Origin of the sequence: Pseudopedobacter sp. (assembly GCF_040392825.1) — a bacterium.
Classification (GTDB): domain Bacteria; phylum Bacteroidota; class Bacteroidia; order Sphingobacteriales; family Sphingobacteriaceae; genus Pseudopedobacter.
In genome coordinates this window covers 1-7,355 of record NZ_JBEBVH010000203.1, presented here as the reverse complement: position 1 = coordinate 7,355, position 7,355 = coordinate 1, and the positions used below count along the sequence as shown (strand labels likewise).

4 protein-coding genes are annotated in these 7,355 nt (G+C 39.3%); all 4 read left to right on the top strand.

Going from position 1 to position 7,355, the window contains the following annotated elements:
• Positions 1-179 precede the first annotated feature (179 nt).
• The 4 genes from ABWO41_RS13450 to ABWO41_RS13435 all read left to right on the top strand — a co-directional run bounded on the left by ABWO41_RS13450 (position 180) and on the right by ABWO41_RS13435 (position 7,136).
• A complete protein-coding gene (locus tag ABWO41_RS13450; protein WP_353138916.1) occupies positions 180-746 on the top strand; it encodes an RNA polymerase sigma-70 factor in 567 nt (188 codons plus the stop codon).
• 58 nt (positions 747-804) lie between these two features.
• Complete coding sequence (locus ABWO41_RS13445; protein WP_353138913.1) at positions 805-1,851, top strand: FecR family protein; 1,047 nt, start codon at positions 805-807, stop codon at positions 1,849-1,851.
• 141 nt (positions 1,852-1,992) lie between these two features.
• Positions 1,993-5,301 (top strand): TonB-dependent receptor, encoded by a 3,309-nt coding sequence (locus ABWO41_RS13440; protein ID WP_353138910.1) that lies wholly within the window; start codon positions 1,993-1,995, stop codon positions 5,299-5,301.
• A gap of 11 nt (positions 5,302-5,312) precedes the next feature.
• Complete coding sequence (locus tag ABWO41_RS13435; protein WP_353138907.1) at positions 5,313-7,136, top strand: RagB/SusD family nutrient uptake outer membrane protein; 1,824 nt, start codon at positions 5,313-5,315, stop codon at positions 7,134-7,136.
• The last annotated feature ends 219 nt before the right edge of the window (positions 7,137-7,355 follow it).

Genomic DNA, 7,355 nt, shown 5'->3' with positions numbered 1-7,355 from the left:
ATGGACCATCAACCAGCACCTCGGGGGCAAAATCATACAATACAAAGGAAACATTATATAAAAACCGACTTTAAACTTCAGCTAATTTTACTTTCGAAGGAAGCAGAAACCTAATTCCGTATTTTTTTAAACCAAATTATAATACCAGGCCAATTTGTGCAGTCAAATCGATGAAACCTATGAATGAACGCGAATGCATAACAGATTTAGCAACCAATGAGGAAATCAGTTTCGAACAATTATTTAAAACAAACTATTCAAAACTTATATTTTTCGCCAACAAGTTTGTAAACGATATGGAAGAAGCCGAAGAACTTGTTTCCGATGTATTTGCCGCACTCTGGGAGAATAAAGACAAATACACATTCAGCCCGTCTTTCCATGGTTTCCTCTTTAAGATGGTGCAAAATCGCTGCCTTAACTATCTAAAACATAAAAAAGTAGAAAACGAGTACATCAATTACCTCTACAAGCACAAGCTCATTCATGAATCCTCTATCTTTGAAGAAGAAAAAGTAATAGCAAAAGAATTTGAAAAACATATTGCAGAAGCCATAGAAAACCTGCCGGAAAGATGTAAAGCGGTTTTCAAGCTTAGTCGTTTCAAACATAAAAAGAACAAAGAGATTGCCACCATACTCAATATTTCCAACAAAACCGTCGAAAGACAAATTACCATTGCTTTAGAAAAGCTCCGTTTTGGCCTCCAGAACCTAATCTCTCTCCTTCTTTTTTTATTTATCTAATTTTTTTTAATCCGCTTTGGGGGTTCTGCCCTCTTAAGTTGTTTATAGCTTATACAACATGAATAACGATATCAAAAACATATTGTTGAATTATATTACTGGCAAAGCTTCGCCGGAAGAAATTTCCATTGCCAAAAACTGGATTGGTAAAAATTCGGACAACGAAGAAGCATTTATCAGGCTATATGAGGACTGGCATAAAGCATTGTCATCACAACATGTATTGATTGATAACGATAAAGCTTATAAGAGATTTACAGACGAACAACCTGTCAATATTCATAAAAAAGCCAGAAACTTAAAGAAGCTACTCTCCTACGCTGCTTTATTTATTTTAGTTATAAGTGCCTCGCTCCTGTTTTACCGTTATAAAAAGTGCCAGGTACATACTCATCAAATCATTGTAGAAAAAGGTAAAACTCAGGAAATCACCCTACCGGATGGCACACTGGTATTTATTAACTCAGGAAGCAAATTATCTTACAACAGCAATTTTGGACACACTAACAGAGACATTATATTAGACGGAGAAGCCAGATTTGATATCGCAGAAAGTTCAGAAAAGCTGCCTTTCATCGTGAATGCGAAGGGATTTCTGATCAGAGATATAGGAACAATTTTTAATATAAAAGCCTATTCGGACGACCAGGGCTTTGAAGCTTCCGTCCTGGAAGGAGAAATCTCCGTAGAAGGGCAGTTATCTAAAGAAGAAAGTAAACCTAGTAAGGTTATTGTTTCTGCTAATCAGATTTTAAAAATAAAAAAGCAAAATGCTGCAAAAAGTATTGCAACAAAAGATGTCAGCTCAAAAACATTGGCTATAGTAGAGCTTCCGGCAGAAAACATCATAGCGTATAACAACTGGATGGATAATGCAAGTATTGCATTTGACGACACCAGTTTTGACGATGTAGTAAGAACACTTAACAGAAAATTCAACACCAATATTGTATTGGGCGATTCTGCTTTAACCAAATACCATTACACCGGTACATTTAAAAATCCGGAGAATATATATAAAGTACTCAACGTCATTCAGGAAACCACACCAATAACCTACAGCTCACAAAACAAGACACTAATAATTAAATATAAAGCCAATTAAAATTAAATGATATGACATAAGGAAGATAAGGGACAGGACAAAAATAAAAAACCGGAATGCTCGTAACATCCCGGTACATAAATCGAATAGCTAATACCCTACAAGTTTAGGGACTTACAGTATTAACTAATAACCTAAATTATGACTTTTTTTCTAAAAAAACATTTTGCCAGTCGCTGGCATAAAATGCTCATGACCATGAAGTTGATAACTATTCTGTTATTTACCAGTTTAATGCAGTTGCATGCGTCTGTGTTCTCGCAGAACGTATTCAATATAAATGAACATAATATCACTGTAAAAGATATGTTCAGGAAGATTGAAAAGGAGAGCAACTACGCCATTTTTTTCAGACAAGATCAGGTTAATCTGTCTAAAAAGATCAATATCTCATTGCAGAATGTAAATCTGGAATCGCTGATGAAACAAGTGCTTAACGGACAAGCCCTAACTTTCGAAATCGTAGACGAAATGATTGTGATTAAACCTGCAGATAAGCAACAACAGCAAAATCGTGTAACGGGGACCGTTAAAGATAATAAAGGAGAACCTCTTCCCGGGGTAAGTGTTAGCGTCAAAGGTGGAAAAACAGCTACCATGACCGATGCGAATGGTAATTTTGCACTTTCACTTTCTACTGGAAACGAAACCCTTGTTTTCAATATCATTGGATTCCAGTCAAGAGAAATCGCTGTTAACGCAAGAAACAATATACAGGTTGCTTTGGAAGAATCTATATCTTCTCTGGACGAGGTTGTGGTTATCGGTTATGGTGTAACCAAAAAAAGAGACCTTACCGGATCTGTTGTATCCATCAAAGAAGCAGATATCACCGCAACGCCTGTAAACAATATTATGGAAGCCCTGCAGGGTAAAATTGCCGGGGCAGATATCAACAGAACCTCGGGTGCTGTAGGTACAGATGCAGATGTTTTGCTTAGAGGTAACCGCTCTGTTTATGGCGATAATTCACCACTTTATATTGTTGACGGGATACAGGCCAGCTACTCTCAGATCAACCCTTCTGATATTGCTTCTATCGACGTTCTCAAAGACGCATCTTCTACAGCCATTTATGGTTCTGCGGGAGCAAATGGGGTTATCATCATAACCACAAAAAAAGGCAAGGAAGGTAAAACATCTGTCGACTTCGATTCTTTCTTTGGTTTTAGTGGCCAACCTCACTATAGCCATAGCATGGTTGGCGAAGAATACATCAATTACCGACGCGAGCTCTACAGAACTGCAAATGGTGCCTATCCGGAAGATATATCGCAGATTTTCACCAATACTAACGTTCTTGATGCTTACAATAAAGGGCAATGGATTGATTGGATAGATGAACTGGTTAATAATTCTGCTACACAGCAGAAATACAATTTATCTTTTAACACCGGCGGAAAGAAAACAAAGGTATACACCTCTTTTCTTTATACCAAAGAAAGCGGATTGCTACCAAGGGAAAATCAGTCACGCGGAGGATTCAGGTTAAACCTGGACCATAGTTTTGCCGATTGGGTAAAAGTGGGTACCAATATCAATTTAAACTATACAGTTAGAAACGCCCGAAACAACAACATATTCACCAAGTCCTTACCAGCATTCCCTTTGGGTGTACCAAGAGATGAAAATGGAAATATCAATGTAGAGTTTATTGATGGCGAGACCACTCCGCTCGGCGACGAAATACCAAATCAATATGCAGACAATACCCGATCTACATACGGTATACTAAACACTTATTTAGAGATTAAACCTATCCAGAACTTTACCATCCGTTCTAACATTGGTTTAAACCTGAATAACAGCCGTCAGGGTAGATATTATGGTAAACAATCTACTGCACTTCCTCCTTCAGGTTATGCTTTGCCAATAGCTATGTTAGACGATTATAACGGGTATGGTTATATATGGGAAAATACCTTAACCTATAACCGCACTGTGGCAGAAGACCATAACTTTACGCTTACCGGAATTACCTCATGGGCAGATAGCCGATTCGACCGTAATAACTCTCTGGGGCAAGGTCAGGATCTGGACACTTATTTATTTTACAATATAGGAAACGGCACACAAAAAACAGGGATAGCCTCTTCCTACCAAAAGAAAACGCGATTGTCTTTCGCCGGAAGGTTAAACTATTCGTACAAGGGCAAATACCTGTTAACCTTTACCAACAGATGGGATGGTGTTTCTCATTTAGCACCGGGTCATAAATGGAGTTCTTTCCCTGCAGCTGCTGTAGCCTGGCGTATTTCTGACGAAGGCTTCATGTCGGGTACAAAAAGGATTATTAACGATGCCAAATTCAGAATTGGTTATGGAGTTACCGGAAACTCCGGCGGTATGGACGCTTATTCATCCCTAACGCAGGCCTACACCTATCAGGTTGTATCTTTAAACGGAGCTCTAGTTCCAAATGTCCAAAACTTCGGTACATTTTCCAACCCTTCCATTTCCTGGGAAAGAAGCTACAACTTCAATATCGGTTTAGATCTGTCTCTATTAAAAGACCGTATCAATTTATCGGCAGATATATATAACACAGATACTAAAGGCCTGTTGTTTAAACGTACTTTGCCAATTACGGCTGCCATCACTGCCTGGGGATCTCCGCTGCAAACCTGGCAAAATATTGGGGAAACCAATAATAAAGGATTTGAGCTAAGCCTGCGTACTGTAAACATTAGCAATTCCAGCTTTAACTGGACATCAGACTTTTCTTTTACCAGAAACAAGGAAAAGATTGTTGACCTGCCTGATGGAGATATTATTGCAGAGAAACTATTCGAAGGCCAGCCTGTTAGATCTCACTACGATTATAAATACTTAGGAATATGGTCTACAGAAGAAGCCGAAGAAGCTGCAAAATATGGTGCGCAACCGGGTTATGTAAAAGTAGCAACCAACGAAAAAATTGTAAATGGCGTGAGTGATGGCGGTGTGCACACCTATACCGATACGGATAGAATGATCTTAGGCTCATCGGCCCCTAAATGGTTGCTTGGTGTAAACAATACTTTTAAATACAAAGGTTTTGACTTAGGTACTTTCGTTATGGTACGTTGGGGTCAAACTATACAAAGTAAACTTTTAGGTTGGTACAGAGGCAATGACGGCGGACAACCTGCGGGCGTAGACTACTGGACTCCGGAAAACCAATCTGCTTATTTCCCAAGGCCGGGAATTGGCAGTTCAACCGGACTATCTTCTTTAACCTACGTCGACGGTTCTTTTGTAAAATTAAAGACCATCACACTAGGCTATACTTTACCTGAAAAAGTTAACAGACATCTCTTAATGAGCAGGGCAAGAGTTTATGCCACAGCTTATAATCCGCTTGTTTTTACAAAAAACAAATCGATAAGAGATACCGACCCAGAGACTAACGGATCAGATACTTTCCCGCTATTCACCAGCTTTGTTGTCGGACTAAATGTTTCATTTTAAACCTTTAAAACATGAAGAACTTTCGTAAAACCCTGAATAAATTATCACTTCCAATCATCATCTCTGCATGTGGATTGTTTTCTTCCTGTACACTAGAAGAATATAACCCATCCGGATTTACCTTGGATGCCGTAGCTTCTTCTTCTGTTGATGGCTATAAGAAATTGCTTAACAACTGCTACTTTGGTATGGAAAGGCAGTTATATGGATATAACCAATGGATGATGTTTTGTGAGGGTGGTACCGACATATGGACAAACGCCAAAAACAGCGCAACATCCAATCTGCAGTTTTTTAAATATGGCGGCACATCCAATATCCCTACCAATACCTTAAATACGGTATGGAACGTATGTTACGACGGTATAGGCTATTGTAATCTGGCTATTAAATATGCCGAGATGGCTCCATTCAAGAGCGAAGAAGAGAAGAATGCAACCGTGGCACAGGCATATTTCCTTAGAGCCATGTACTATTTTAATCTTGTAGAGCAGTTTGGCGGTGTAACAGCCCCTACTCAGCCTGTTGCAGATGTAAATCTTCGTCCGGAACGCGTAGCACCACTAGAGATTTATAAAACCATTATTATCCCCGATCTGGAATTTGCAGCACAATGGTTACCTACCACCAATGTAACCACCATCCCGTCAAAGAAATCTGCTATGGGTTTTCTTGCCAGAGCATACTTACAAACTGTAGAGTACGACGACTCTAAAGCTTTTGCAGGAAAAGCACTGGATATTGCCAAAGCCCTCATTAACGATTGTGAATCTGGTGGCAATACCTACAATACTTTTATGTATCCTACATTTGACGAAGTATTTCTGGAAACCAATAATCAACAAAATAAAGAAGCTTTATGGACCCACAGATTTGTTGTGGGCGGTGTAAGTAACAATGCCTGGTATATGAACATGAATAACGAGCTGTTCTACGCCACTGTTACAGATTTTCCGGCCATGCAGTTTTCAGGTACAGATTATACCACCTGGGGACGCAGGTCTAACGGACAGTTTATGCCTACGCACTACCTGCTGTCTCTATTTGTTCAGGATGATGGGACTCTTGATCCACGCTATCACAAATCTTTTCAAACCGAATGGACAGTTAACAGGCCATCATTCACCTGGTCAGAGGCCAATCTTACAACTTTTGACAGAAGCGCAGCGGTAACAACAAGCTCAAATTTAGTTAATGGAGATCTGGGAATCGAGTTTATGCATCCTAACGAACCAGATTATACTACAAAAACTGCCACTAAATTAGATCAAAAATACATTGTTGCAGACTACAACGATGTTTATAATACTGCAGATAAAAAGGTAAAGATGACCTACACCAGAGTAAACAGAACCGGCGGAACTGTTACCAACCCCTTCTTTGGCTTTTATCCCTCTTTAATGAAACATAATAGCAGCAACTATTATACTAACAATCCCAATAATAACCGGTATGGAAACTTAAATGCCACTTTTATGATGAGGATGCCTGAGGTTTACTTAATTGCTGCCGAAGCTGATATTTATGCAAATGGCGGTGCCAATGCTCTGGGCTACATTAATAAAATAAGAGCGAGAGCCGGTGCCAAAACATTAACATCCGCAGTTACCGTACAGACTGTACTGGACGAAAGAGCCCGTGAACTCTGTGGAGAATATGTGAGGTATTATGATTTAAAACGGACTAAGAAACTAAATAAGAATTACCTGATGGAGACCAATCCGGATGTAGGCCAATTCTTCAGAGATGGTGTAAACGAGGTAAAACCTATTCCTTCCAACTTCCTGAACTCTATTCAGGATGGCGGAGTATATTATCAGAACAATGGCTATTAAATTTATTAAAGTCGTTCTTCAGTAAACAACTTACCGGTTGGTTTTTGGGGAGAAGGGCAATAGCCCCGATCCCCATTATTACCGGAATAAACAAACATTAAACACTTCCTTTCATACCATCTTTCTCATCCTTTTCCCGAAGTGGCTGCTTTGGAGCAGGGAGAGATGCCCAAAGGGCAGAGAGGGTTAACCAAACAATTATCGTTACTTTTATTAAGC